Source organism: Pseudomonas sp. R5-89-07 (genome assembly GCF_003851685.1).
Lineage (GTDB): Bacteria > Pseudomonadota > Gammaproteobacteria > Pseudomonadales > Pseudomonadaceae > Aquipseudomonas.
Genome location: NZ_CP027727.1, coordinates 5,894,376 through 5,919,827 on the forward strand (window position 1 = coordinate 5,894,376; position 25,452 = coordinate 5,919,827).

Here is a 25,452-nt window from a genome sequence, read left to right on the forward strand (position 1 = left end):
TCCTCACAGGCCTGCGTGGGCGGCGATGGCGGCGGCGATGGCCAGGGCCAGCTCTTCGGGTTTGCGCTTGATCGAGTAGTTGGTCAGCTCAGGGTGGCTTTCCACAAAGCTGGTATTGAACTGGCCGCTGCGGAATTCCGGGTTGCGCAGGATTTCCTGGTAGTAAGCGGCGGTGGTCTTCACGCCTTGCAGGCGCATGTCGTCCAGGGCACGCAGGCCGCGGTCCATGGCTTCTTCCCAGGTCAACGCCCACACCACCAGTTTCAGGCACATGGAGTCGTAGAACGGTGGGATGGTGTAGCCGGTGTAGATCGCCGTGTCTGTACGCACGCCGGGGCCGCCGGGGGCGTAGTAACGGGTGATTTTGCCGAAACTTGGCAGGAAGTTGTTCTTCGGGTCTTCGGCGTTGATACGGAACTGCAACGCGAAACCACGGTGCTGGATGTCTTCCTGCTTGACCGACAGCGGCAGGCCCGAGGCGATGCGGATCTGCTCGCGGACGATGTCGATCCCGGTGATTTCTTCGGTGATGGTGTGTTCCACCTGCACCCGAGTGTTCATCTCCATGAAGTACACCTCGCCCTCGGCGAGCAAAAACTCCACGGTACCGGCGTTCTCGTAGCCCACCGCCTTGGCCGCGCGCACCGACAGATCACCGATATAGGCGCGCTGTTCCGGGGTGAGCTGGGGGCTGGGCGCGATTTCGATGAGCTTCTGGTTGCGACGCTGGATCGAGCAGTCGCGCTCGAACAGGTGCACCACGTTGCCAAAGCTGTCACCGAGGATCTGCGCTTCGATGTGCTTGGGGTTGACGATGCATTTTTCCAGGAACACTTGCGCCGAACCGAAGGCCTTGGTGGCTTCGGAAATCACGCGGGGGAAGGCTTGTTCGAGTTCTTCGCGGCTGTTGCAACGGCGAATACCGCGCCCGCCACCACCGGACGTGGCCTTGAGCATCACCGGGTAACCGATACGGTCGCCTTCGGTGAGCGCTTCGTGGATGTCGGCGACGTTGCCTTCGGTGCCCGGCGTGACCGGCACGCCGGCCTTGATCATGCTGCGACGGGCTTCGGTCTTGTCGCCCATGCGGCGAATCACTTCTGCCGACGGGCCGATGAACTTGATCCCACGTTCGGCGCAGATGTCCGCCAATTCGGCGTTTTCCGACAGGAAGCCGTAGCCGGGATGCAGCGCATCGCAACCGGTTTCCACGGCCAGGTTCACCAGCTTGCGCGGGTTCAGGTAGCCGGCCAGGGGCTCGGCACCGATGCTGTGGGCTTCGTCGGCACGCTTGACGTGCAACGCGTGGCTGTCGGCGTCCGAATAAACCGCGACCGAGCGAATGCCCATCTCGGCGCAGGCACGCACGATTCGTACGGCAATTTCACCACGGTTGGCGATCAGGATCTTTTTTATCACTTGAAAATTCCCTTGAGCCGATTGCTGCGTTCTTCGACCCGATGTAGCCGGGTCGGCGCGTGACCAAATGTTTCATGACAGTCGCGAGACACACACTATGCGCACTTGAGAATTAACAAAAATCAATAATAGTTGGGCCGTGTATAAGTAAAGACTTATAGTTGGCCGGACGAACACCGGCGCGAGGAGTTATTAAATGCGTAAGTCATTGATGCGTATGACATTGCGTCAGCTGCAGATCTTCAATGAAGTGTGTGATTTGCGCTCCTACAGCCGGGCAGCCGAGGAAATGTCCCTCACCCAACCTGCCGTCAGCCTGCAAATTCGTCAGCTCGAAGAGCTGCTCGGCCAGCCGTTGTTCGACTATGTCGGCAAAAAGCTCTATATGACCGAGGCCGCCGAAGCATTGCAGCGGGCCAGCCGAGACATTTTCGGACGCCTGGAAAACCTCGATATGCAGCTGTCGGACATGCAGGGCTCACTGCAGGGCCAGTTGAAGCTGGCGGTGGAATCCAGCGCCAAGTACTTCGTGCCGCACCTGTTCGCCGCCTTCAAGCGCCAGCACCCGGAAGTGCAATTGCACCTGACCGTGGTCAATCGCGCCCAGGTGATCCGCCGGCTTTCGGACAACCGTGACGACCTGGTGATCATGTCCATGGTGCCGCAGGACATGGGCCTGGAGTTCCTGCCATTCCTGAACAACCCGATTGTCGCCGTGGCGCTGCCGGATCATCCCTTGAGCCTGCAAGGGCCGCTGCGCCTGCAGGATCTGGAACCCTACACGCTGCTCATCCGCGAACCGGGATCCGGCACGCGGCTGGCCTGCGAAGAGTATTTCAAGGAAAAACGCGTGCACTTCACCCAGACGGTAGAAGTGGCCTCGGCCGAGGCGCAGCGTGAGTGCGTGGTGGCAGGGTTGGGCGTGGCCCTGCTGACGCGCCACGCCCTGAACCTGGAACTGGCCACCGGCGGGCTCAAGGAGCTGCCGGTGGAAGAACTGCCGCTGTACCGCAGTTGGTGCCTGGTGCAAGCCAAAGCCAAGCGACTGTCACCGGTGGCCCACGCGTTCCTGGGCTTTATTCGCAGCGAACGGGTGCAAATCAGCGCGCTGGCTGAGCGCTTCGCTGGGCAGCCAAGGGTGCCTGCCAATGGAGTTCCGGGTAGTCACTGATGCTCTGCTGCAGTTGGCGCTGGTCGCAGCGGTCTTCGATTGCGCGACGGAACGCCATGCGGCGCTGGTCTTCCTGCTGACGACGGGTCTTGACGGTGCTGTTGCTGTCTTCGTAGGGCCGGGCCATTTGGAGTCTCCCAATGCGAGTACGGGGAGTACAGGATGGCCGCGAGGGATGACGGGGCGATGACAGCCTGATGAAGATTGCGGGGATGCGGCAGTTTGAATTGTGGGAGGGGGCTTGCCCCCTCCCACATTTGTTCTGTGTACAGCGCTTAATCGTCGAGGGCTTTGACCGACTTGGGCGACAACCTGAGGCTGCGCAAACTGCGCTTCACGCTCTTGAGGTGGTTGACCAGGCTTGGCCCTCGGGCCATGGCGACACCCATCGCCAGTACGTCGATTACCACCAGGTGCGCAATGCGCGAGGTCAGCGGCGTGTAGATCTCGGTGTCTTCGTGTACGTCGATCGCCAGGTTCACCGTGGACAGTTCCGCCAACGGCGTCTGGCTCGGGCACAAGGTAATCAGCGAAGCGCCGCTTTCACGTACCAGGTTGGCGGTGATGAGCAGGTCTTTGGAGCGACCGGACTGGGAAATACAGATGGCCACGTCGGTGGGTTTCAAGGTCACCGCCGACATCGCCTGCATGTGCGGGTCGCTGTAGGCCGCAGCGGTGAGCAGCAGGCGGAAGAATTTATGCTGGGCATCGGCCGCTACCGCGCCGGAAGCGCCGAAGCCATAGAACTCGACGCGCTGGGCCTGGGACATCGCGGTCACGGCCTTTTGCAACTCCACCGGATCGAGCTTCTCGCGCACTTCCATCAGGGTATGCAGGGTGGTGTCGAAGATTTTCAGGCTGTAATCGGCGACCGAGTCGTCTTCATGGATCGCAAACTGGCCGAAGCTCGCACCCGCGGCCAGGCTTTGCGCCAGTTTGAGTTTCAAGTCCTGGAACCCGGAGCAACCGATGGCGCGGCAGAAGCGCACGATGGTCGGCTCACTGATGCCCACGCTGTGGGCCAGGTCGGCCATGGAACTGTGCATCACGGCCGCAGGGTCAAGCAGCACGTGATCGGCAACCTTGAGTTCCGATTTGCGTAACAGGTGGCGCGACTGGGCGATATGTTGCAACAGGTTCAAAGGGCAGGACTCTTGTTATTGGCAGACGCCAGGGATGTAGCAAGCTTGTAGTTATACTACAAGAATTGCCGTTTTGCCCGCCTGATGCAGCACTAAATCGCCTCGCCCCCCTCTGAAACTAAGGGTAGAGGCTTTGTAGCCATAGGGACGCACCTCGCGTCGTTAAGAAAAATCCGGATTTTTTCGTAACAAATCTGCCAGCCCCTCAGCGTGCATCGGCCGGCTGATCAGATAGCCCTGCACCTCGTCGCAACCTTCGGCCCGCAGGAAGTCCAGCTGCTGCTGGTCTTCCACGCCTTCGGCCACCACCTTGAGCGCCAACCCGTGGGCCATGGCGATGATCGCTCGGGTAATAGCGGCATCCTCACGCCCCTGGCCAAGGCCCCGGATAAAGGTCTGGTCGATCTTCACGTAGTCCACCGGAATACGCTTGAGGTAGCTGAGGGACGAATAGCCGGTGCCAAAATCGTCGATGGCTAGCTTCACGCCCAGGTCGCGCAACTGCCGGAAGGTGACAATGATGTGCTCGACGCTGTCGAGCAGCTGGCTTTCGGTCAGCTCCAACTCCAGGTATTGCGGGTCCAGCCCGGTCTCTTCCAGCACCTGGCGCACCAGGCTGACCAACTTGCCCTGGCGCAACTGGTGCACCGACAGGTTCACCGACACCCGAATCGGCGCCAGCCCCTGACGCTGCCACTCACAGGCCTGCCAGCACGCCTGGCGCAACACCAACTCACCCAGCGGCACGATCAGGCCGGTTTCTTCGGCCAGGCCGATAAAGTCCCCCGGCGGTACCAGGCCCCACTGCGGATGATCCCAACGAACCAGTGCCTCGACAGCATTGAGCTTACCGCTGGCCAGGCACAGTTTGGGTTGGTAGAACACCGCGAGCTGGCGCTCGTCGATGGCTTTGCGCAGTTGGTTTTCCAGCTGCAAACGCTCCAGGGTGCTGGCTTGCAGGCTGTCGGTGTAGAACTGGAAATTATTCCCACCCAGGTGCTTGGCGTGCTGCATCGCCATGTTCGACTGGCTGACCAGCGCGGAAATTTCCCGCGCATTATCCGGCAGCAGGCTGACGCCCATGGAAGCGCTGACCACCAGCTCATGCCCCTCCACCGTCACCGGCACGCGCAGCTTTGCCAGCAGCCGCGTCGCCACACGCGCCAGGCTCGACAAGTTGCCGTAGGCGTCAAACAACACAGCGAATTCATCCCCGGACAGGCGCGCAATGGTGTCGGCTTCCGGCAGCGCGTTGATCAGCCGACGCGCCATTTTCTGCAATAGCTGGTCAGCCACTTCATGGCCAAGGCTGTCGTTGAGCAGCTTGAAACGGTCGAGGTTGATGTGCAGCAGCGCCAGGCTGCGCCCACCCTGGCGCACGCGCTGATGAGCTTCGCGCAGCCGTTCGCGAAACAGCGAACGGTTAGCCAGGCCCGTCAACTCGTCGTAATGGGTGAGGTAGCGCATGCGCTCCTCGGACTCGCGCCGCGCGGATAGATCGGCGAAAAAGCCGACAATATGGCTGACGTTGCCGCGAACATCGCGTACCACGCTCAATTGCAGCCACTGCGGGTACAGCTCGCCGTTCTTGCGCGTTTCCACCAGCTCACCCTGCCAGGTGCCGTGGCTGAGCAGCGCCTGGTGAATCACCGGAAAGTGACGCCGGGCATCGCGACTGCAGGGTAACTCCACGACGTTGCGGCCGAGCATGTCGTCGATGTCAAAGCCGGTGACGCGGCTGAACGCCTGGTTGACGGCGATCAGCGCGTAGTTCGGGTCGAGAATCACGATGCCTTCGCTGGCCGCCTCGAACACCGTCGAGGCGAGCCGTTGTTGTTCTTCCACGGCTTTGCCGGCACTGATGTCGCGGCGTGTGCCGAGCATCCGGATAACCCGCCCGCTGGGCGAACGCTCTACCGCCCGCCCACGGTCCTCGATCCACACCCAGTGCCCGTCGCCATGGCGTATGCGGTACTCGACCTGATAATCCTCGCTGCGGCCTTTGAGATGCTCCACCAGCGCATGCTTGAGCAGCGGCAGGTCGTCGGGGTGCAGACGCGGCTTGAGGTGGCTGAGCATCGCGGTGACAAATTCGGGTTCCAGGCCGAACAGTTCCTTGAGCTGAGTGTGGTGCACCTCATCGGTTTGCAGGTTCCAGTCCCACAAGCCCAGTTCACTGGCTTGCAGCGCCATGGCCAAGCGCGCCTCGCTTTTATTCAGGGCAAGGCTGGCGGCGTCCAGCTCCTGGCTGCGCAGCGCCACACGGTCTTGCAGGCCAACCTGGGCTTCACGCAACTCCTGTTCGACCTGGCGTCGCTGCTCGACTTCGCGCATCAATTCCTGATTCAACTGCTCGCTGCGTTGCTGCGCCTGTTGCAAATGCTCGATCAAGGCCTGGTTCTGGAAGCGTCGCAGCAGCCCGCGCTGGATCAGGCGGTTGACCTGCCACGCCACCACACTCAAGGACGCCAACAGGATCAGACCAAGCACGCCCCAGCCCTGCTGCTGCGAGCTACCATTCCAGAACAGATAGACGATAACCGGCAACAGACACGGCAAGGCGAAGGACAAAAAGGCCCAAAGGCTGACGGCATACGCCACGCTGGCCGACAATGTCGCCGCGCCGATCAGGCCGAACACCCAGGCCTGCTGCATGAAGCTGTCGGTCGGTGCCAGGGCGATGGCGGCGGCCGACAGGGTCAGGCCGCTGACCGCCGAGCCGAGCATGAACATACGGCGCCAGACGGGTTGAGCCTGACGGCTGGGCATCGCCGAATCAAAGGCTGCCACCTGGATGACCCGCATCGCCACCAGGGCCAGCAACCAGACCAGCCAGATGCTGTCGAGCAGGTATTGCTTGGGGTTCCACAGAAGCCAGGCGCACACCAGGCCATTGACCAGCATCAACAGGGTCGGCAGCAGCGAGCCCTGATACAGCAGGCGTGTACGCTCGACCGCCATCTCGGTGGCGTAATGTTTGCGGATAACCTGCGCTGGCGCCGCCGCGGGGCCGAACAAGTCAGTGTTAAAGGTCATAGGCAGTGTTCTTATAATGGTGAGCCCGAAACATCGACGGAGCATACACAAGCAAGCGCCTGGACCAAACCGCCCCAGGCCATAAAAAACACCCGTCGGCTGAACGCAAAGCGTTGTTCCAGACGGCTTGAACGAGACGCCACGCGGGCTGTGACGCATGACTAACCGGTCATCCGCACTCTGCAGAATGTTTGCCCCCGTTGGTTTTGTGTCGACCACCTGGCATTGGGATTTGCCCGTCTCCCCCCAGCACCCTAGAATGCGCCGATGCGCGATGATCTCTCCCTTTTGTTGAATTCCCTCAACGATGCCCAACGCCAGGCCGTAGCGGCCCCCGTTGGCCGTCAGTTGGTCCTGGCCGGTGCTGGCTCCGGTAAAACCCGAGTGCTGGTGCACCGTATCGCCTGGTTGATCCAGGTCGAGAACGCGTCCCCCCACTCCATCCTGTCGGTGACCTTCACCAACAAGGCCGCGGCCGAGATGCGCCATCGCATCGAGCAGTTGATGGGCATCAGCCCGGCCGGCATGTGGGTGGGCACCTTCCACGGCCTGGCGCACCGCCTGTTGCGGGCGCACTGGCAGGAAGCGGGGCTGAGCCAGACGTTCCAGATCCTCGACAGCGACGACCAGCAACGTCTGGTCAAGCGAGTGATCCGCGAGCTGGGCCTGGATGAACAGCGCTGGCCGGCGCGCCAGGCCCAGTGGTTCATCAACGGCCAGAAGGATGAGGGCCTGCGCCCGCAACATATCCAGGCCAGCGGTGACCTGTTCCTGGCCACCATGCGCAGCATCTATGAAGCCTACGAGGCGGCCTGCCTGCGCGCCGGCGTGATCGACTTCTCCGAGCTGCTGTTGCGCGCCCTTGACCTGTGGCGCGACAACCCCGGCTTGCTGGCCCATTACCAGAAGCGCTTCCGGCACATTCTGGTGGACGAGTTCCAAGATACCAACGCCGTGCAGTACGCCTGGTTGCGCCTGCTGGCCAAGGGCGGCGACAGCCTGATGGTGGTGGGTGACGACGACCAGTCGATCTACGGCTGGCGCGGCGCGAAAATCGAGAACATCTACCAGTACTCCGAAGACTTCCCGGACGCGGTGACCATCCGCCTCGAGCAGAACTACCGCTCCACCGCGGGTATCCTGAAGGCCGCCAACGCCTTGATCGCCAACAACACCGGGCGCCTGGGCAAAGAGCTGTGGACTGATGGCGGCGAAGGCGAAGCGATCAACCTGTACGCCGCGTTCAACGAACACGATGAAGCGCGCTACGTGGTGGAAACCATCGAGAGCGCGCTGAAAACCGGCCTGGCACGCAGTGATATCGCCATTCTTTACCGCTCCAACGCCCAGTCGCGGGTATTGGAAGAAGCCTTGTTGCGCGAGCGCATCCCTTATCGCATCTATGGCGGCCAGCGCTTCTTCGAGCGTGCGGAAATCAAGAACGCCATGGCCTACCTGCGCTTGCTGGAAGGTCGCGGCAACGATGCGGCGCTGGAGCGGGTCATTAATGTCCCGGCCCGTGGCATCGGTGAAAAAACCGTCGAGGCCATTCGCGAGCACGCCCGCCATGCCGACGTGTCGATGTGGGAGGCCATGCGCCTGCTTATCGCCAATAAAGGCCTGACGGGCCGCGCAGCCGGCGCATTGGGTGTATTTGTCGAGTTGATCGAGAATCTCGCGGCCAAATGCGCGGAAATGCCTCTGCACTTGATGACTCAGACCGTGATCGAACAGTCCGGCCTGATCGCCTACCACGAGGCGGAGAAAGGCGAGAAAGGCCAGGCCCGCGTAGAAAACCTTGAGGAACTGGTCAGCGCCGCCCGCGCCTTCGAGAACACCGATGAAGATGAAGAGCTGACCCCGCTCGCCGCCTTCCTCGGCCATGCGTCGCTGGAGGCCGGCGATACCCAGGCCGACGAGCATGAAGACAGCATCCAGCTGATGACCTTGCACAGTGCCAAGGGCCTGGAGTTCCCGTATGTGTTCCTGGTGGGCATGGAAGAAGGCCTGTTCCCCCACAAGATGAGCCTGGAAGAACCTGGCCGCCTTGAGGAAGAACGCCGCCTGGCTTACGTGGGCATTACCCGGGCGATGCAGAACCTGGTGATGACCTATGCCGAGACCCGACGCCTGTACGGCAGCGAGACCTACAACAAGGTGTCGCGCTTCGTACGTGAAGTGCCGAAGGGGCTGATCCAGGAAGTGCGCTTGTCCAACAGCGTCAGCCGCCCGTTTGGCGGCGGCCAGCAGCAGAACTCCAGCACCCTGTTTGCCGGCTCCGCGATTCCGGAAACCGCGTTCAGCCTGGGCCAGCAGGTCCGGCATGCCATCTTTGGGGAAGGCGTGATCCTCAACTTCGAAGGCGCCGGCGCCCAGGCACGGGTGCAGGTCAACTTCGCCGAGGGCAGCAAGTGGCTGATGATGGGCTATGCGAAGCTTGAGGCGGTCTGAAACGACGGTAGGTGACGAGGGAGCTTGCTCCCTCGCCACGTCAAGCCCACCACACGAAACACCGCGTAACATGAAGATTATAGGCTCGCCCTTGTTTTAGACGAGCGCGGGCCAATATCTGTAATACGTCCTACAGACCATTCTGAATCGGTCCTACGCAAAAGCCCGAAACATTATGCCGCTAGCCACTGTCACGACACCTGTGCAACATGGCGCGCGTGCAATCCACAAATGGGAATTCCCTTTATGAAACGTTTTCTTAGCATCGCCATGGCGTTGTGCATCGGCTTGACGATGAGCCTCGACGCCAACGCCAAACGCTTCGGTGGCGGCAAGAGCATGGGCTCGGCACCGACTCACCAGACTAGCCAGATGGCTCCATCCGCCGGTGCCGGCGGTGCTGCAGCTACCGCAGGCGCAGCCGGTGCCGCGGGCGCTGCTGCCAAGGCCGGCGGTGCTTCGCGCTGGTTGGGCCCGCTGGCCGGCATCGCCGCCGGTGGCCTGCTCGCCTCCATGTTCATGGGCGGCGGCTTCCAGGGCATGCAGATCTTCGACATCCTGATCCTGGCGGTTATCGCCTTTGTGATCTTCCGCTTTATCGCTGCCCGTCGCCGCAAGCAGCAGGAGCACCTGGCTCCGGCCGGCGCGCCGATGCAGCGTGAAGTGTTCGAGCAAAAACCGGCCATGGGTTCGATCTTCGGTGGTTCGGCAGCCCCTGCCGCCGCCCGTCCGGTGATCAACGCACCGGCCTGGTTCAACGAAGAACGTTTCGTCGAAGCGGCCCGCAACCACTTCCAGTCCCTGCAGCAGCACTGGGACGCCAACGAAATGGACAAGATCGCCGAGTTCGTGACCCCGCAACTGCTGGACTTCCTCAAGCGCGAACGCGCCGACCTGGGTGACGGCTTCCAGTCGACCTATATCGACGACCTGCGCGTACAGCTGGAAGGTGTGGATGATCGCGCCGACAAGACCATCGCCACCCTGACCTTCAGCGGCGTGTCGAAGACCTCGCGTTTCGACCAGGGCGAAGTGTTCAGCGAAAGCTGGAACATGGAACGCGCCCAGGGCGACAACCAGCCATGGCTGGTCGCCGGTATCCGCCAGAACGGCTGAAACCTGCACGTTTGAGCAAGCGGTAACAAAAACCCCGGACATGTCCGGGGTTTTCTATTTCACGGTTGCACTTATAGCGAGCTACTGTATAAAACGCCCCTATAAACCGCGCCATCTAGCAAGAGGATCCCGGCCGTGGAAGAAATCATCGAACAACTGCGTGAAGCCAACGAACCGGTCCCGGTTCCTTTGGAGCTACCTGACGAAGACCAGCTGGTGGAAATCGAGGAACAACTGTTCATCGACATCCCGTTTGTATTCCGCGAATTCCTGCTGACCGTCAGCGACGTGGTGTACGGCAGCCTTGAGCCGGTGACTGTCACCGACCCGCAATCCCACACCTATCTGCCGGACGTTGCCGCCAACGCCTGGGATGCCGGTGTTGACCGCAGCCTGATCCCGATCTGCCAGGACGGCGATGACTACTACTGCGTCGAAGAAGACGGCACCGTAGTGCTGTGGTCTGCCGAGGAAGAGCTGGTCCAGGAAGAAACCTGGGAATCGGTGTGGCACTGGGCACGGGACGTCTGGCTGGAAAGCTGAGGCCTTTGTAGGAGTGGAGCTTGCTCGCGAGAAACCTGAGGGCGCCAGTGGGTGTCAGGTTTTCCGCGTTATCGTTAACGATCTTCGCGAGCAAGCTCGCTCCTACTGCGTATCCTTGTGGTTATCCAGGGTTTCCAGCAAGGCAACCTGCATCCTCGTATGCACGCGGATGAACCAGCGCCAAAGCACAGCCGCCACCGCCGCCGTGACCACCGCGATGAGCACCAGCAGCTTGTTGGTCGGTAAGATGCTGGCCGACAAGGCTGCCAGCAGCAGGAAGATCACCAACAGCGACAAGATTGGAATCAACTCTGCAATCACCCGCCGCACACGCTGGGTATGCCGCCCCGCCATCTCCGGCTTGACGCTCATCTCGGCCAGCAGCATCGACAACGCCTTGAGCTTGCGATACGCCGCAATCAGGAACGGCAATGACAACAGCAGCGCCCCGCCCCAGATCAACGCCTTCTGCCAGCTTGGATCGCTGATCCAGCCTTCCAGATACCCTCCGATGCGCGCCGCGAAAAAGCTTCCTGCGAAAAAGATCGCGATCACCAGCGCCAGGTTCACCCCCACTTGCAGAAGGATCTTGCGGATCATCGCCGCCAGCATGGCGCCTTCGCCTTGAGGCTGGATACTGCGCAGCCATTCGCCGTACATCCCGAATACCCGGCCCATGCGTTGGGGCATCACAGCGGCGATTTTCAGCGACAGCGGGTCGGCAGCGCGGATCAGGTAGGGGGTGAGCAAGGTCGTGATTGCCGAAACCGCCACGGCCACCGGGTACAGAAAATCGCTGGTGACCTGCAGGGTCATCCCCAGCGCCGCGATGATGAAAGAGAATTCGCCAATCTGTGACAGCCCCATGCCCACCCGCAGCGACGTGCGGCCATCGTTGCCGGCGATAAATGCGCCCAGCCCGCAAGACAGCATCTTGCCCAGCACCACGGCCACGGTGATCACCGCAATCGGCCAGGCGTACTGCAGCAAGATCTGGGGGTCGATCATCAACCCAATGGCCACAAAGAAGATCGCACTGAACATGTCGCGAACCGGTTCGATCAAGCGCTCGATCTTAATCAGTTGGCGCGATTCGGCCATGATCGCGCCGATCAGGAACGCCCCCAGCACCATGCTGTATTCGAGCTTGACCACCAGCAGGCAGAAGCCGAAACACAGGCCCAGTACGGTAATCAGCAGCATCTCGTTGCTTTCGAATCTGGCGACATAAGCCAGCAGGCGCGGCACCAGCAAAATGCCAATCACCAGGGCAACAATCATGAACAGCGACAGCTTGCCCACCGTGGAAAACACCTCGCCGGAACTGACCGTACCACTGACGGCAATGCTCGACAGCAGGGCAATGATGCCGATCCCCAGGATATCCTCGACGATCAGTACGCCGAATATCAGCTGGGCGAAACGCTGGTTTTTCATCTTCAGGTCATTGAGGGCCTTGACGATGATGGTGGTAGAGGAGATCGCCAGGATCGCGCCGAGGAACAGTGAATCCATGGTGTTCCAGTCGAACCACTGGCCAATCTCGTAGCCGATCCAGATCATCAGGATGATTTCCAGGAACGCCGCGATAAACGCCGTGGCACCGACCTTGAACAGCTTGCGCAGGCTGAATTCCAGGCCCAGGCAGAACATCAGGAAGATCACCCCAAGCTCAGCCAGGGTCTTGATCGTGTCTTCATCGTGAATCAGGCCGAACGGCGGTGTGTGCGGGCCGATAATGAAGCCGGCGACGATATAGCCCAGCACCACCGGCTGCTTGAGGCGGTGAAACAGAATGGTGACTACTCCCGCCACCAGCATGATCACGGCCAAGTCCTGGATAAAGCTGATGGCGTGCATGGCGAGGGGCTCCTTGAAATGGCTGGCGCTTTTCCGACTTACCACCTGCGCAGCCGCTGAGAGAAAAGTCTGCCGTAATCGTAAGAAATGCCCCGAGATGGGCTTTTGAAGGTTAACACCGCGACTTCCGCCAGAAAGCCGGTGCAATATATGGAAACAGATCGGCCCAAGCGTGACGGCAAGCCGCCCGCCGGCGTCCCGTTAAGGATGGCGCTGCAAAGCCCCCAGCACCCGCAGAGGTGCCCTACCCCAACCAATGCCTACAACCCGTGAGTGTGCTATGGAACCCGGAAACGCCCAGCTGTCGATGACGGTATTGATGACCCCTGACATGGCCAACTTCTCAGGCAATGTCCACGGCGGCACACTGCTCAAGTACCTCGACGAAGTGGCGTACGCGTGCGCCAGCCGTTATGCCGGCCGTTATGTGGTCACGCTGTCGGTGGACCAGGTGATTTTCCGCGAGCCGATTCATGTCGGCGAGCTGGTGACCTTTCTCGCGTCGGTCAACTACACCGGCAACACCTCGATGGAAGTAGGCATCAAGGTGGTGACCGAGAACATTCGTGAACGCTCGGTGCGTCATACCAACAGCTGCTTTTTCACCATGGTGGCGGTGGACGACCAACGCAAACCGGCCGCCGTACCGCCCTTGCAGCCGCAGAACAGCGAAGACAAGCGCCGCTTCGTGCAGGCCCAGCAGCGTCGGCAGATACGCCAGGAACTGGAAAAGCGCTACCAGGAAATCAAGGCCGACGCGCCCTGATTCAAGTTCTGCAAACCCAAAATGTGGGAGGGGGCTTGCCCCCGATAGCGGTATTTCAGCCAAAGAGATGGCGGCTGATATATCGCAATCGGGGGCAAGCCCCCTCCCACATTGGGTTTTGTGTAGTTACAGGCTGATCGGTGTCGCCTCGAAACGCACGCGGGGATGGGCAATGCGATCCTGCGCCCGCACCAGTTCCAGTTCGTAACTGGCGCAGGCCTGGGTTTCCAGCAGCACTTCGTGCACCGCCGCCGCGGTGAACTCGAAAGCCGCCACCAGGCTATCGCCCAGCAGCACTCGCGCCAGGAACAACCCCGACGTCAGGTCACCCACCCCCACCGGCTGGCGCGGGAATGCCAGCAACGGCCGCCGCAAGTGCCAACTGCCATCGGCCGTCACCAGCAACATCTCGAAGCCGTCCGGCAATTTGCCCGGGTAATCCAGATGCTTGACCAGCACCGCCTTGGGCCCGCGTGTCAGCAAGGCCTTGGCCATCGCCAGGCAATCGAGCAGCGATTGCGGCTTGCGCCCGGCAAAGCTGTCCAGTTCCAGTTGGTTGGGGCACAGGAAATCGGCAACAGCCGCCGCCTCGTTGAGCAGGAAATCACTGACTTCCTGCGGCACGATGCAGCCCTTTTCGGGATGGCCCATCACTGGGTCGCACAGGTACATCACCTTGGGATTGAGCGCCTTGATGCGCGCCACGCCGGCAAGAATGGCACGCCCCTGCTCCGCACTGCCGAGGTAGCCGGATAGCACCGCATCACAGTTGCCCAGCTCGCCGATCGCCGCGATGCCCTCTATCAATGCCGGAATTTGCTGCGGCGCCAGCACTTCGCCCGCCCAGTGACCATACTGTGTGTGGTTGGAGAACTGCACCGTGTTGAGCGGCCATACATTCACCCCGACCCGCTGCATGGGGAACACGGCGGCGCTGTTTCCGGCATGGCCAAAGACCACATGAGACTGGATCGCAAGCAGATGGGGTGTACGTTTCATGCAGGAGATTTCCATAAAGCCGTTGAAATTCTGGCCGCGCAGTATGCGACTAAACGCAACCTGTACGACAGACCGGCGACACAGTTAAGCTGCGCTCACTTTGTTGGAGTTCATGGAATGCTGACCCTGGGAAACATCTTCGTCTTGATGCTGCTGGCGACCGGCGCCGCTTGGGTCTGGCACAACCATGGCCTGCGCGAGCGCGCGCTGGAGCGGGTCAAGCAACACTGCGCCAAGCTCGACATCGAACTGCTCGACGGCGCGGTGGCCTTGAAGCGCATCGGTTTCGTGAAGGATGCCAAGGGTCGGCGACGGTTGGCACGCGTTTACAATTTCGAGTTCACCGTGACGGGCGAGGCTCGCCACAGCGGGACCATCACCCAGTTCGGCGCCCACAGCGCACAGATTGAACTGGCGCCCTACCCGTTCGAGGCCAAGGAACCACTGCCCAGCGCCGAGGTTATCGAGCTGAGCCAGTGGCGACAGGACCACGCAACCAAGAACCGTCAGTAACGGCAGGCCGCCAGTGCAGCCTGCAATGCCGCCACGTCCTGTGGCGCGCTGAAGATCAACTCGATACGTGAATCACGACGCCATTCACTTGGCTGCCAGGTCAGCAGGCTGTTATCCACAGCGTTGGCGGACACCCAGGCGTCACGGCTGTGGATAACCAGTTTGGCGCGACGCCAGTGCAGACTTTTCAGCCACTGGCTCAAGCGCTGCTGGTCAAATTGCTGGCTCGGATGCCAGCGCCAACCGATGCTCCAGCCCCCCTCCTGGGCCTGGCTCAGGCAGATGGGCAGTGTGGGGTCGCTCCAAACCGTCGGCATTGGCGCCGAACCATTGGGCACTGCGAAGTTATCCACAACCCCGCCAGCCTGCGCTTTCAGGCCAGGTAGCTGTTCAATGGGCAACTGGGCCTGGCGCGTCCAATACAATGCGTAACCCGTTAACTGCTGTTGGATGGCTTGGCGTTGCAGCGCATCCAGCGTCTCGTCCTTGTTCAACACCAGCAGGCCGGCACTGGCCAGCGCCTCCTGCTGGGCCTGTGGCAAGGGTTTGCCCGCTGCCAGGCCCTGGGCGTCCAGCACCAATACGCAAGGCTGAACCGCCAGCACGCCTTGCCATGGCGCTTGACCCAATTGTTTGAGTAACTGCGCCGGATGCCCCAGGCCCGACGGCTCGATAAACAGCCGATCCGGCCTGGCCTTGCGCAATAACCGACCCAGGCCCACCTGGAACGGCGCGCCGTTCACACAACACAGGCAGCCACCCGCGACTTCGCCCAGGGCAATGCCATCGTCATCTTGGGTGAGCAAGGCAGCGTCCAAGCCGATCTGGCCGAACTCGTTGATCAGCACCGCCCAGCGCTCGTTGGCCGGGCGTTGGGTAAGCAGGTGTTTGATCAGGCTGGTCTTGCCGGCGCCCAGGGGCCCGGCAATCACGTGAGTGGGAATATTCTGCAGCATGGGTGGCATCATTCAGACCGTCTGGAGCGCTTGATCCTACGCGTTTATGCCAGCCAATCCAGCGTGAGAATCAAGCGACGTTCATTCGCTTTCAGTGCCGGCGAGCGATGAATGAGGCCATGGTTTTCATTGCCATGCCATTTTGTGCCCTTGAGCAGGGCCACTTCACCACACAGGATCTGCTCGATGCGTTCGGTGGGTTCGGCGTCAGCCTGGCTCAACCGGCGCCGGTCCATGACGCCTTCGCGCAGCCACTGGCTGCCGACGCCGGCATAGGTGGTGATCAGCCGCACAGGCACATGGTCGACATGAAAACGCGGGCACATGGCCTTGTCCAGCAGGCGCAAACGCACACCGATGCGCTTGGCGCCCAGCAGGCAGGCAAACGCGCTGACCAGCCAGGACACATCGGCGATAAAGCCATCATAGCCCTCCAGATCGCGGCAACCGGAGGCCAGACCCTGCAGGTTCGGCGCGCTGTCTTCGCTGCCCAATTCGATGACCCGCGCTTCGGCCAGCGGCTCGTCGAGCGCTACCATCAAGGCGCCGAACTCGGCGATATGCACCGGTAATTGGCGCTGCCACAGCGCAAGGTTCACACCGTCGTCGAGGATGTCAGACAGCGCCAGCGGGGTTTCACCACGGGTTTGGCGAATCACGGGGCGCAGGGGAATCACCGGGGCCAGCATCAGGCGGCTGCCTCTTCATACCAAGGGCCAAAGGGGTCGACCCATTGGCGCCAAGCGTCGACACCCAAGGCCATTTCCGCGTCAGTGAGCAGGCACTGGTCCAGCTCGGCGCGCATTGTCGCGAAGTCGATGTTCTGCCCGATAAACACCAGTTCCTGACGGCAATCACCGGTGCTCGGTTGCCAGTTTTCCATAATCGCCGCGACACTTTCCGGGTCTTGCGGCCATTCACTTTTGGGCACGAAACGCCACCAGCGCCCGGCAAAACCATGGCGCATCAAACCGCCGGCCTGGGACCAACTGCCGGCGTCCCGATGTTTGCTGGCCAGCCAGAAGAAGCCTTTGGAACGCAACAGTTTGCCGTTCACCCAGGGGCGGTCGATAAAGTCGAAAAACCGTTGTGGGTGAAAGGGGCGGCGCGCACGGTAAACGGTAGAGGCAATGCCGTACTCTTCGGTCTCCGCCACGTGTTCGCCGCGCATCTCCTGCAACCAGCCCGGGGCCTGGGCGGCGCGTTCGAAATCAAAGCGACCGGTATTAAGAATCTTGTCCAGCGGCACTTGGCCCATGACCATTGGGATGATCTGCGCCTGGGCATTGAGGCGCTCAAGGATTGCCATCAGCTCTTCGCGCTCGTGGCTGCTGATCAGGTCGATCTTGCTGATCAAAATCACGTCGGCGAATTCGATCTGTTCGATCAACAGGTCGGTGATCGAGCGCTCATCCTCTTCGCCCAGGGTTTGCCCGCGTGAGGCCAGGCTTTCTGCGGCCTGATAGTCGAGCAGGAAATTCACGCCGTCGACCACCGTAACCATGGTGTCCAGGCGTGCAATGTCCGCCAGGCTTTGCTCGTTTTCATCGCGAAAGGTGAAGGTTTCAGCCACCGGCAGCGGTTCGGAGATGCCGGTGGATTCGATCAGCAGGTAATCGAACCGACCTTCCCTGGCGAGCTTGCCGACCTCTTCGAGCAAATCCTCACGCAAGGTGCAGCAGATGCAGCCGTTGCTCATTTCCACCAGTTTTTCTTCGGCGCGATTGAGCGTGACGTCACGCTGGACCTCACTGCCGTCGATGTTGATTTCGCTCATATCGTTAACGATCACCGCAACCCGCAGGTTTTCGCGGTTGCGCAGCACATAGTTGAGCAGCGTGCTTTTACCGGCGCCGAGAAAGCCGGACAACACGGTAACGGGTAGACGATTGGGCATCAGGTCGATCTCATCTGGCTGCCCGGTCAAGCCAGGCTTTGTTTTATGTTATAGTATAACAGTACAAACAAGCCAATCTCTCTTGTTCCTGGCGACGAAGGGCGCAATGCTTGATCACCTTCCAGCCCTGAGAAAGCCGATGAAACGCCTTTGCTACGTCCTGTTATTGGCAGCGGCAGGACCTGCCTGTGCGCAACCCCCAAGCCTGTTGGCCAACTGCACGCGCAGCGCCAACCTGCTGGCCTGCGTGGACCCGCTGGGCAACGCCTATAGCGTGGCGACAGTGGGCAGCACCACGTATCTGCGCGGGTTCGAAGTGATCGGCAAACGTTATTGGGCACAAACCAACAGCCGTTATGGGCAACTGACGTTCTTTACCGGGTTGGCGTCGGACGGTGAGGCCTGGGTCGGCTACACACGGCGCGTGGGCTGGACCACCCTCAACCGGTTCTCCAGTTCGGGTGGAGCCAGCGCCAAGTTCACCTGCAGCCGAATCACTGGCTGTTAGACCTGGCCATTCTTCCGCTCCTGCACCCAGGCCATGTAGCTGTTCATCGGCGGGTTCTTCTCGAAGTATTTTTTCAGCCCGTCGAACAAGCCATCCGCCACCGCCTGTTGATGACGCGCCGTCACCAACCGCTGGGCGTCCTGGGTGTTGGAGATAAACCCGGTCTCGACCAGGATCGACGGCACGTCCGGCGATTTGAGCACCGCGAAGCCGGCCTGCTCCACGCGCTTCTGATGCAGGCTGGTGATGTTTTGCAGGCTGCCCAACACCGAGCTGCCCAGTTGCAGGCTGGAGGCGATGGTGGCGTTCATCGACATGTCCAGAATCACCCCCGCCAGCATTGGGTCTTTGTCCTTCAGGTTGAGCAACGTGGTGGCGCCCAGCAGATCCGCGCCGTTCTCACGCTGCGCCATGAAGCGCGCAGTGGCGGAGGTGGCGCCGCCCTCGGACAACGCATACACCGAGGCCCCCGACGCGGTGAGCCTGGGGGCGGCGTCGGCATGTACCGAGATGAACATGTCGGCTTTGTGCTGGCGGGCGATGTCCACGCGCTTGCGTAGCGGCACGAAGAAGTCATCGTTGCGCACCAGCTTTACGTCGAAGCCTTTTTCGCGCTTCAACCGCTTGGCCAGCAGTTGAGCAATCGACAGCACCACGTCTTTTTCCCGCTGGCCCTTGGAGCCGATAGCACCGGGGTCCTTACCGCCGTGGCCTGGGTCGACTACCACGATGATGTCGCGCTTGGGATGAGTCTTGTCCACCGGCGCGATCAATGGCGCAGGCTCGGCGGCGATCTGGCGAGGCGCGTGTGTGGCGCTGGTCAGGTCAAGCACCAGGCGATGGCCCTGACCGTCCTGGGGCGGTAACAGGAAACTGTTGAGCTGCATCGGCGCAGCCAGGTCCAGCACGATGCGGGTATCGTTCTTGCCGAAATGACCGGAGCGAATCGAGGTAATCCCACTGTTCTTCAGCACCAACTGGGAAAAGTCGCCACTGAGCCCCGCGCCGCTCAGGTCGATGATCACGCGTTCAGGAGCGGCCAGTGAAAACGTCTTGTATTGCACTGGACCGCTGAGGTCGAACACCAGCCGCAGCTTATCGTCCGAACGCCACAGCCGCGCATTGCGGATCTGCGTGGCGTACGCCCCCAGCGGCAAGGCGAACAAGGGGCTGACCAGCAGCAGGTTGAGGAGCTGACGTCTGTGCATGACCTATACCGCGAATTGAGGGAGCGTCCCTGCTCGACGTGACTGAAGAAAGGTGGGTGCAGAAATTTCATCGTGGATTCTATTGTTATACTATAACATGTCGAATTATTTCCAACGATGGACCTGCTTATGAATGCGCTGACTCTGCCGGATATCGCCGCGCAGGCTTCACGCCAGGCCTTGCCACTGGATTGGGTCGGCATGTGCGGCATTGCCTTGCCTGTGTTGTTCGATGGCCAACGTCTGCCCGCCACCGCCGATGCGGGCGTAAGCCTGGACGATGGCGCGGCCCGTGGCATTCATATGTCACGCCTGTACCTGGCCCTGGAGATGTTCGACCAGCAACCGCTTACGCCTGCACTTCTGCGTAATGTACTGCAGCGGTTTCTCCACACACATGAAGATTTATCTAACAACGCCTATCTGCGTATTCACACCGATCTGCTGTTGAAACGGCCTGCCCTGGTCAGCGCTTTGGACGGTTGGAAGCGTTACCCGGTGAGCATCGAGGCGCGTCTGGAAAACCAGATGTTCCACGTGGAACTAAAAATTGACGTTACTTATTCCTCAACCTGCCCTTGCTCCGCCGCCCTTGCCAGGCAGTTGATTCAGCAGCAGTTTCTTGCCGATTTCGCTAACAAATCGTTGCAGCATGCAGAAGTACTGACCTGGCTCGGCAGCGCCGACGGCATTGTCGCCACGCCCCACAGCCAGCGCAGCAGTGCGCAGTTACACGTGCAGATTCAGGGTGACGAACTGCCAATACTTGAACTGATCAACAATGCCGAAGCCGCGCTCGGCACCGCCGTGCAAACCGCGGTGAAACGGGCAGACGAACAAGCCTTCGCCCTGGCCAATGGGCAGAACCTGATGTTCTGCGAAGACGCCGCGCGCCGCCTGAACCTCGCCTTGAAACGCTCGGATGCGGTCAACGCCTTCCACCTCAAAGTGATCCACGCCGAAAGCCTGCACGCGCACGATGCCGTGGCTGAAAGCCGCTGGACGAGACCTGCCACATGATCACCTGCAACGCATTGCGCTGGGGCGCTCCGGGCCAACCGCTCACCCCTGCGGTGGATTTCATTTTGGAAAAAGGCAGCCTCACCGGCGTCATCGGTCCCAACGGCTGTGGCAAGAGCAGCCTGCTCAAAGTCATTGCCGGCCTGCAAAAGCCGCTGACTGGGAAAGTCAGCGTCGACGTGCCACGCCGTGGCGGCCTGGCGTTCCTGCCCCAGCAGCAACACCTGGACCGGCAGTTTCCCATCAGCCTGCAGGAACTGGTCGCCGCCGGCTTCTGGGGCACCCAGCTCACACCGCAGCAACGCAGCGAGCGCCTGCGCGCCGTGCTGGAAGACTGGTGCCTCGGCGGCCTGGAGCAGCGCCCGCTAATGGCCCTGTCCGGCGGCCAACTGCAACGCGCCCTGCTCGCGCGCATGAGCCTGGCCGACTCACCGATCCTGCTGCTCGACGAGCCCCACGCGGCGCTCGACGAAGAAGGCCAGGCGTTGTGCTGGAAACACATTCACGCCTGGCATGACGAAGGCCGCACGCTGATGGTGGTCTGTCATGACCTGGCGTCGGTGCGCCATCACACCCCGCATGTGCTGCACATCAAAAGCACGGGCTGCGCACTGGGCTCGAGCAAAGAGCTGATCCGCCCCCAACCGCAAATGCAGGTGGCCTGATGCACTTTGCTGCCCACTTGTGGATGCCCTTTGTCGATTTCGTCTTCATGCGCCGCGCGCTGATCGGTGGCTTGGTACTCGCCTGCAGCACCGCGCCGCTGGGCGTGTTCTTGATCCTGCGACGCATGAGCCTGATTGGTGATGCCGTGGCCCACGGCATTCTGCCTGGCGCCGCTTTGGGCTTCTGGTTCGCCGGGTTGAGCCTGCCGGCGTTGACCATCGGCGGCCTGGGTGCGGGACTGAGCATGGCCGGGCTGTCCGCCTGGATCACCCGCCGCACCGGCCTGCGTGAAGACGCCAGCCTCGCCGCCATCTACCCCATCTCCCTCGCCGCCGGCGTGTTGATCCTCGGCATCGCCGGCAAGCGTCTGGACTTGTTGCACCTGCTGTTCGGCTCCGCCCTGGCGGTGGATGAAACCACCCTCACCGGCATGCTCTGGGTCTCCGGTTTCAGCCTGATCGCCATGGCGCTGATCTACAAGCCGCTGCTGCTCGACACCCTCGACCCGCTGTTCCTGCAAACCGTCAGCCGCCTCGGCCCGCTGGCCCACGGGTTGTTCCTGACCCTGGTGGTGCTGAACCTGGTCATCGGTTTCCAGGCCATCGGTGCCTTGATGGTGGTGGGCTTGATGATGCTGCCGGCCATCGCTTCGCGCTTCTGGAGCCGACGCTTGCCGGTGCTGATCGCGGTATCGGCGGTGCTGGGATGCCTGTCGGTGTGGCTGGGTTTGTTGCTGTCGTTCTACTACTCACTGCCCAGCGGCCCGGCCATCGTGCTGGTGGCGGGCGGCGGGTATTTGCTGTCCGTGGCCTTCGGTCCGGTGCACGGCTTGCTGCGCCGCCCGCCCTTGCTTACATCCCAATGAGGTGTCTTCCGATGCGCGCTCTACTCGTGCTGTTCAGTCTGCTGTTGCCGCTGTCGATGGCCCAGGCCGCCGATAAACTCCAGGTGGTCACCAGCTTCAGTATTCTCGATGACATCACCCACCAGATCGGTGGCGACCACATCCAGATCAGCAACATGGTCGGCCCGGACGCCGACGCCCACACCTACGAACCCACCCCCGACGACGCCAAGGCGTTGCTCAAGGCCAGGCTCATCATCAAGAACGGCCTGGGCTTCGAGCCCTGGCTGGACCGCCTGGTGACCAGCACCGAAACCAAGGCCACGGTGGTCACTGCCAGCAAAGGCGTGATCTCCCACACCATGGACGAGGACGGCGAAACCATTCCCGACCCACACGCCTGGCACAACCTGGCCAACGCCGAAATCTACGTCAACAACATCACCAAAGCGCTGGTCACCGCCGACCCGGCCAACCAGGCGGATTACCTGCGCAACAGCCAGGCCTACCTCAAGGAAATCCACCGCGTGCTGGCCGAAGCCAAGGCCAAGTTCGGCGCCCTGCCCGCAGGCAACCGCCGTATCGTGACCTCCCATGACGCCTTCGGTTACCTGGGCCAGGCCTATGGCATTCAATTCCTGGCGCCTCAGGGTCTGTCCACCGAGCGTGAGCCGTCAGCCGCCGAAGTGGCCGCGCTGATCACCCAGATTCGCAAGGACAAGGTCAAGGCCGTGTTCATGGAGAACATCAAGGACTCGCGCCTGCTCAAGCAAATCGCCGACGAAAGCGGCGCGCAGATTGGCGGCACGCTGTACTCCGACGCCCTCGCCGCCGAAGGCCCGGCCAGCACCTTTATCGGGCTGTTCGAATACAACCTCAACACCCTGTGCGCGAGCTTAAGCAAACCATGATCCGCAAGAACCCTTCGGGCGATCTGCCGGTGATTGCCGAATCGGCCTACGTCGACAAAACCGCGATCATCTGCGGCAAGGTGATCATCGGCGAAAACGTATTTGTCGGCCCCTACGCCGTGATCCGCGCCGACGAAGTCAACGCCAGCGGCGCCATGGACCCGATCACCATCGGTGCCAACTCCAACATCCAGGACGGCGTGGTGATCCATTCCAAATCCGGCGCCGCCGTGACGATCGGCGAGTTCACCTCCATTGCACACCGCTCCATCGTCCACGGTCCCTGCACCGTGGGCGACCGCGTGTTTATCGGTTTCAACAGTGTGCTGTTCAATTGCGTGGTGGGCGACGGCTCGGTGGTGCGGCACAACTCGGTAGTGGACGAGCGCGACCTGCCCGCTGCCTTCTACGTGCCCTCCACCACCCGCATCGGGCCCTCCACCGACTTGTCGCAGTTCGCGCCAGTGAGCGTCAGCGCCTCGGAGTTTTCCGAAGACGTGGCCCGCACCAATGTCGACCTGGTGCGCGGTTACAAAGCCCTGCAAAACGAGTTCTGAAGCATGAGCCGCCTATTGATTCGCAATGCCAGACTGGTCAATGAGGGCCAGGAGTTCGATGCGGATGTGCTGGTGGTCAGTGGCCGCATCGAGAAGATTGCCAGCAGCATTGAACACGCAAACGAACCGGTGGAGATCGACGCTCAAGGCCAATGGTTGTTGCCAGGAATGATCGATGACCAGGTGCACTTTCGCGAACCCGGCGCACCGGACAAAGGCAGCTTCTACAGCGAGTCCCGCGCAGCGGTGGCCGGTGGCATTACCAGCTTCATAGACATGCCCAATACCCAACCGGCCACGTTGAGCCTGGACGCCCTGGCCGATAAAAAGCGCCGCGCCGCGTTGCACTCGGTGGCCAACTACGGCTTTCACTTTGGCGTGAGCCACGCCAACCTCGACACCGTCGCGGCCCTCGACCCGCGCGACGTGGCAGGAGTCAAAGTGTTCATGGGCGCGTCCACCGGCGATATGCTGGTGGATGACCCGCAGACGCTGGAGCGCCTGTTTGCCGAAGTGCCAACGATCCTGCTGGCTCACTGCGAACACACACCGAGCATCCAGGCCAACGAACTGCGCCTGCGTGACCGCTTCGGCGAGCGCATCCCCGCCGTGGCCCATGCGCTGATCCGCGATGCCGAGGCGTGCTATCGCTCCTCATCGTTTGCCGTGGAATTGGCCAAGCGCCATGGAACGCGCTTGCACGTGTTGCACCTGACCAGCGCGCGGGAATTGGCCTTGTTCGAAGACAAGCCGCTGTCGGAAAAACACATCACCGCCGAAGTCTGCCTGCACCACTTGCTGTTCGACGACCGCGACTATCAGCGCCTCGGTCATCAGATCAAATGCAACCCGGCGATCAAGACCCGCGCCGACCGCGACGCGCTGCGCCTGGCTTTATTGAGTGATCGTCTGGATGTGATTGGTAGTGACCATGCGCCGCATACCTGGGCACAAAAGCAGTTGGACTATCGCCAGGCGCCGGCGGGTTTGCCCTTGGTGCAACATGCGCTACCGGCGTTGCTGGAACTGGTGGCAGATGGGCTGCTGCCGCTGACCACACTGGTGGCCAAAACCAGTCATCGCGTCGCCGACCTGTTTGCCATTCCGGATCGAGGTTATCTGCGCGAGGGGTATTGGGCCGACCTGGTACTGATCAAGCCCGAGCCTGCCGGCAAACCCGTGAGCAGCCAACCGATCCTGGCCCGTTGCGGCTGGACGCCTTTTGCCGAGCGCAGCTTTCGCCACAGCGTCAGCACTACCCTGGTGTCGGGCCACCTGGCGTGGCACAACGGCCAGGTGGTCGACAGCTGCCAGGGCCTGCCCCTGCATTTCCTGCGTTAAGCGCGGGGTTTGACGGTACCGCAGTTATTACCCAGCCACTGCGCGTGGGTGTCCAGGCTGCCCTTTTGCTGGATGCCGGTGGCATTGAAGGTGCCGTTGACGGTGGTGGTGAATTCCTTCTGGCTCTGGAAGGTCGCCACGCCCGTGCCCTGGGCTTTCGGGCAGCTGAAGCGGAATTTCCACTGGTTGCCGGTCTTGTCGGTCACTTCCTGTTTGCAACCCGATTGCGGGTCAGTCAGGGGGATGGAGTCGGAAGCGACCTGGGCTGGCGTGAGGCACACCTGCACGCCTTTACCGGCCATGGTGATGCCCTGCTTTTCCAGCATGGCACGCTGTTCAGGGGTCATCTGTTGCTTGAGCTGGCCGAGGATCAGCGACAGGTCCGGCAGATCCTGGTTGTCGACTTTCATATTGCTGGTCGTCAATTCCCACAAGCCCGGCGCCAACATCTGCGCCTGTGCCACCACCGGCAGCGACAAACCAACAACCATGGACAAACAGAGCAGACGAGCATTCATCGGGTAACTC

General features: G+C 61.4%; 24 protein-coding genes. 13 read left to right on the plus strand and 11 right to left on the minus strand.

Annotated features, from left to right (window positions below; translation table 11 throughout):
• Positions 1–3: 3 nt before the first annotated feature.
• Complete coding sequence (locus tag C4J94_RS27090; protein ID WP_124388826.1) at positions 4–1,419, minus strand: acetyl-CoA carboxylase biotin carboxylase subunit; 1,416 nt, start codon at positions 1,417–1,419, stop codon at positions 4–6.
• Between the two features lie 196 nt (positions 1,420–1,615).
• On the opposite strand from C4J94_RS27090, the gene C4J94_RS27095 reads away from it, so the two are divergent.
• A complete protein-coding gene (locus C4J94_RS27095) occupies positions 1,616–2,590 on the plus strand; it encodes a LysR family transcriptional regulator (RefSeq protein ID WP_124388827.1) in 975 nt (324 codons plus the stop codon).
• On the opposite strand, the gene C4J94_RS27100 is transcribed toward C4J94_RS27095, so the two are convergent.
• The 3 genes from C4J94_RS27100 to C4J94_RS27110 form a co-directional block, all read right to left on the minus strand.
• Positions 2,520–2,717, minus strand: a complete 198-nt coding sequence (locus C4J94_RS27100) for a PA3496 family putative envelope integrity protein (RefSeq protein ID WP_124388828.1) — start codon at positions 2,715–2,717, stop codon at positions 2,520–2,522. The two genes, C4J94_RS27095 and C4J94_RS27100, sit on opposite strands and share 71 nt — an antisense overlap.
• Positions 2,718–2,865: 148 nt before the next feature.
• A complete protein-coding gene (gene hexR / locus C4J94_RS27105) occupies positions 2,866–3,732 on the minus strand; it encodes a transcriptional regulator HexR (RefSeq protein WP_003177007.1) in 867 nt (288 codons plus the stop codon).
• Between the two features lie 162 nt (positions 3,733–3,894).
• Positions 3,895–6,768: an EAL domain-containing protein gene (locus tag C4J94_RS27110; protein ID WP_124388829.1), complete on the minus strand. Its 2,874-nt coding sequence runs from the start codon at positions 6,766–6,768 to the stop codon at positions 3,895–3,897.
• Positions 6,769–7,035: 267 nt separating this feature from the next.
• Here C4J94_RS27110 and uvrD point away from each other — a divergent pair, with 267 nt between their 5' ends.
• From uvrD to C4J94_RS27125, 3 genes are all read left to right on the plus strand, one after another.
• Positions 7,036–9,219 (plus strand): DNA helicase II, encoded by a 2,184-nt coding sequence (gene uvrD, locus C4J94_RS27115; protein WP_124388830.1) that lies wholly within the window; start codon positions 7,036–7,038, stop codon positions 9,217–9,219.
• Between the two features lie 246 nt (positions 9,220–9,465).
• Positions 9,466–10,335 carry a Tim44 domain-containing protein gene (locus C4J94_RS27120; RefSeq protein WP_124388831.1) on the plus strand — a complete coding sequence of 290 codons (870 nt, stop codon included), beginning with the start codon at positions 9,466–9,468 and terminating at the stop codon, positions 10,333–10,335.
• A 135-nt stretch (positions 10,336–10,470) separates the two neighbouring features.
• A complete protein-coding gene (locus tag C4J94_RS27125; protein ID WP_003195742.1) occupies positions 10,471–10,878 on the plus strand; it encodes an SMI1/KNR4 family protein in 408 nt (135 codons plus the stop codon).
• Between the two features lie 102 nt (positions 10,879–10,980).
• Here C4J94_RS27125 and C4J94_RS27135 read toward each other — a convergent pair whose 3' ends face one another.
• A complete protein-coding gene (locus C4J94_RS27135; RefSeq protein WP_124388832.1) occupies positions 10,981–12,738 on the minus strand; it encodes a cation:proton antiporter in 1,758 nt (585 codons plus the stop codon).
• Positions 12,739–13,018: 280 nt separating this feature from the next.
• On the opposite strand from C4J94_RS27135, the gene C4J94_RS27140 reads away from it, so the two are divergent.
• The gene (locus C4J94_RS27140; RefSeq protein WP_053258732.1) at positions 13,019–13,504 is read left to right on the plus strand and encodes an acyl-CoA thioesterase; all 486 of its coding nucleotides are present in this window, start codon (positions 13,019–13,021) and stop codon (positions 13,502–13,504) included.
• Positions 13,505–13,630: 126 nt separating this feature from the next.
• Here C4J94_RS27140 and pdxY read toward each other — a convergent pair whose 3' ends face one another.
• On the minus strand, positions 13,631–14,503 hold the full coding sequence (pdxY, locus tag C4J94_RS27145; RefSeq protein WP_124388833.1) for a pyridoxal kinase PdxY: 873 nt from the start codon (positions 14,501–14,503) through the stop codon (positions 13,631–13,633).
• A gap of 117 nt (positions 14,504–14,620) precedes the next feature.
• Between pdxY and C4J94_RS27150 the strand changes: the two genes are divergently transcribed.
• A complete protein-coding gene (locus tag C4J94_RS27150) occupies positions 14,621–15,016 on the plus strand; it encodes a DUF3301 domain-containing protein (RefSeq protein ID WP_124388834.1) in 396 nt (131 codons plus the stop codon).
• Here the strand turns inward: C4J94_RS27150 and C4J94_RS27155 are convergent.
• From C4J94_RS27155 to zigA, 3 genes are read right to left on the minus strand one after another with little or no spacing between them, the layout of a single operon-like run.
• Positions 15,010–15,972, minus strand: a complete 963-nt coding sequence (locus tag C4J94_RS27155; RefSeq protein WP_124388835.1) for a GTP-binding protein — start codon at positions 15,970–15,972, stop codon at positions 15,010–15,012. The two genes, C4J94_RS27150 and C4J94_RS27155, sit on opposite strands and share 7 nt — an antisense overlap.
• 44 nt (positions 15,973–16,016) lie before the next feature.
• Positions 16,017–16,661: a DUF1826 domain-containing protein gene (locus C4J94_RS27160; protein WP_124388836.1), complete on the minus strand. Its 645-nt coding sequence runs from the start codon at positions 16,659–16,661 to the stop codon at positions 16,017–16,019.
• Entirely contained in the window at positions 16,661–17,869 is a 1,209-nt protein-coding gene (gene zigA, locus C4J94_RS27165; RefSeq protein WP_124388837.1) for a zinc metallochaperone GTPase ZigA, read from the minus strand. The genes C4J94_RS27160 and zigA overlap by 1 nt, the downstream gene beginning before the upstream one ends.
• Before the next feature lie 139 nt (positions 17,870–18,008).
• On the opposite strand from zigA, the gene C4J94_RS27170 reads away from it, so the two are divergent.
• Positions 18,009–18,377: a glutamine synthetase gene (locus C4J94_RS27170; protein WP_124388838.1), complete on the plus strand. Its 369-nt coding sequence runs from the start codon at positions 18,009–18,011 to the stop codon at positions 18,375–18,377.
• On the opposite strand, the gene C4J94_RS27175 is transcribed toward C4J94_RS27170, so the two are convergent.
• Positions 18,374–19,585: an N-acetylmuramoyl-L-alanine amidase gene (locus tag C4J94_RS27175; RefSeq protein ID WP_124388839.1), complete on the minus strand. Its 1,212-nt coding sequence runs from the start codon at positions 19,583–19,585 to the stop codon at positions 18,374–18,376. The genes C4J94_RS27170 and C4J94_RS27175 overlap by 4 nt on opposite strands.
• A 129-nt stretch (positions 19,586–19,714) precedes the next feature.
• Here C4J94_RS27175 and folE2 point away from each other — a divergent pair, with 129 nt between their 5' ends.
• The 6 genes from folE2 to C4J94_RS27205 are packed head-to-tail and all read left to right on the plus strand — an operon-like array spanning position 19,715 to position 24,924.
• Positions 19,715–20,605, plus strand: a complete 891-nt coding sequence (folE2, locus tag C4J94_RS27180) for a GTP cyclohydrolase FolE2 (protein ID WP_124388840.1) — start codon at positions 19,715–19,717, stop codon at positions 20,603–20,605.
• Entirely contained in the window at positions 20,602–21,270 is a 669-nt protein-coding gene (locus tag C4J94_RS27185; protein WP_124388841.1) for a metal ABC transporter ATP-binding protein, read from the plus strand. Before folE2 ends, C4J94_RS27185 begins: the two co-directional genes overlap by 4 nt.
• Positions 21,270–22,136 carry a metal ABC transporter permease gene (locus tag C4J94_RS27190; RefSeq protein WP_124388842.1) on the plus strand — a complete coding sequence of 289 codons (867 nt, stop codon included), beginning with the start codon at positions 21,270–21,272 and terminating at the stop codon, positions 22,134–22,136. The genes C4J94_RS27185 and C4J94_RS27190 overlap by 1 nt, the downstream gene beginning before the upstream one ends.
• Before the next feature lie 11 nt (positions 22,137–22,147).
• A complete protein-coding gene (locus tag C4J94_RS27195) occupies positions 22,148–23,026 on the plus strand; it encodes a metal ABC transporter substrate-binding protein (protein ID WP_124388843.1) in 879 nt (292 codons plus the stop codon).
• Positions 23,023–23,583, plus strand: a complete 561-nt coding sequence (locus C4J94_RS27200; protein WP_124388844.1) for a DapH/DapD/GlmU-related protein — start codon at positions 23,023–23,025, stop codon at positions 23,581–23,583. The genes C4J94_RS27195 and C4J94_RS27200 overlap by 4 nt, the downstream gene beginning before the upstream one ends.
• A 3-nt stretch (positions 23,584–23,586) precedes the next feature.
• Positions 23,587–24,924 (plus strand): dihydroorotase, encoded by a 1,338-nt coding sequence (locus C4J94_RS27205; protein ID WP_124388845.1) that lies wholly within the window; start codon positions 23,587–23,589, stop codon positions 24,922–24,924.
• On the opposite strand, the gene C4J94_RS27210 is transcribed toward C4J94_RS27205, so the two are convergent.
• Positions 24,921–25,442 carry a DUF3617 domain-containing protein gene (locus C4J94_RS27210; RefSeq protein ID WP_124388846.1) on the minus strand — a complete coding sequence of 174 codons (522 nt, stop codon included), beginning with the start codon at positions 25,440–25,442 and terminating at the stop codon, positions 24,921–24,923. The genes C4J94_RS27205 and C4J94_RS27210 overlap by 4 nt on opposite strands.
• Between the last annotated feature and the right edge of the window lie 10 nt (positions 25,443–25,452).